Raw genomic sequence first — 1,494 nt, 5'->3', positions numbered from 1 at the left:
GTCGACAATAGTTACCGCTGCCTCGCGAGTTATCCGAGCGTGTACTTCGCCGTTGCCTATCTGGTGGAGTACGACACCCCGCCACTGATCTTGATCCGCGACAACCAGGTAGTTGAGTTGCCGGTGACCGAGCGGGTGATTGCCGGACGGACCATCTGTGAGAGCCGGTTCGCGCTCAAAGATGGTGATTACATGGTCATGATCAGCGATGGCTACATCCATGCCGGGGTGGGGGGACTCTATCGCCTGGGATGGGGATGGAAAAACATCGCCCTGGCGGCACGGCGCTGGGTAGCCACACGTGGCGATGCCTATCAGCTGACCCGTGCTCTCAGTAAAACCTGTCTCAAGTTGTACAACGGCTCCCCCGGCGACGATGCCACAGTCGTTGGCATGTGGGTGCGGCAGGCCTGTGCGGCCACCGTTCTCACCGGGCCGCCGTCGGACCCCAAACTGGACAGCCTGGCGGTGAGCAGGTTGATCTCGGCCAAGGGCATCAAGGTAATCTGTGGCGGGACAACGGCACAGATGGCGGCGCGGGAGCTAGGCCAAAAGCTGGTAGTCAAATGGCGGGCCCCCGGTCAACGTTCCGGCTCCTCATCACCAAGCAAAATCCCGCCGATTGCTTGCCTGGAGGGAGTGGATGTGGTGACCGAAGGTGTTCTCTCCTTGAGTTCGGCAGCGGAACGACTGCGAACAACCGAGACCATTCACGATCTTCCTCCGGCGCAGGATGCGTGCACGCGACTGGCGCGTATTCTGCTGAAAGCGGATGAGATCCACTTCATCGTGGGCGATGCCATCAATCCTCAGCAATTGGCCGACGTAGTGCGCGGCAAGCCTATGCGCCAGATTTACCTGGAGGAGATAATGGAGCAACTGAAGCGGCGCAACAAACTGATCAGCGTGGAACATTTGTGAGTTTGAGAGATTCGGATGAAAAAACAATGGCTATACATTCGCCATGGCAGCAGGATTTTAACAGTGGAGGTCCGCCTATGAGCACTGAGCAGGTAGAACAGCAAATACAGGTCTCCCCAGACAGGAAGAACGGACAACGCCGGTTTTTCCGCTTGAACGAGATAATCACCGAGCAAACGGCGGCTAATCGTTCCCTGATCGCCATTTTGCAGGCGGTGCAGGAAGAGTACCGTTACCTGCCGGAGGAGGTTCTCACCTACATCGCTACGGCACTCGATCTTTCGCCGGCCACGGTCTTCGGGGTGGCCACCTTCTTTGCGCAGTTTTCTCTGGAGCCCAAAGGCCGTTATTTGGTAACCGTCTGCGACGGCACGGCCTGTCATGTCAAGCGATCTATGGCTGTCTATGACGCTATTTGCCGTAAGTACGACCTGAGGGAGGGAAAGTTAACCACCCCTGATATGCTGTTTACCTTAGAGACAGTGGCCTGCGTAGGGTGCTGTGCCCTGGCGCCGGTAATGATAGTCAACGGCGAAGTACACGCTCGGATAACTCGCGAGGCAGCGGTAACTA

2 protein-coding genes are annotated in these 1,494 nt (G+C 57.4%); both read left to right on the top strand.

The features are described from left to right. Window positions 1–921 (top strand): SpoIIE family protein phosphatase (locus HW443_RS11195; protein WP_176238223.1); only part of this gene is annotated, 921 nt, incomplete at its 5' end. A 77-nt stretch (window positions 922–998) separates the two neighbouring features. Beyond that, window positions 999–1,494, top strand: a 496-nt coding sequence (locus HW443_RS11190) for an NADH-quinone oxidoreductase subunit NuoE family protein (protein WP_176238222.1), incomplete at its 3' end; no start/stop codon positions are given.

This window comes from Candidatus Hakubella thermalkaliphila (assembly GCF_013281975.1).
In the GTDB taxonomy this organism is placed as follows: domain Bacteria; phylum Actinomycetota; class Humimicrobiia; order Hakubellales; family Hakubellaceae; genus Hakubella; species Hakubella thermalkaliphila.
The sequence above is the reverse complement of the archived record's forward strand: the minus strand, read 5'-3'. Positions and strand labels throughout refer to the sequence as shown.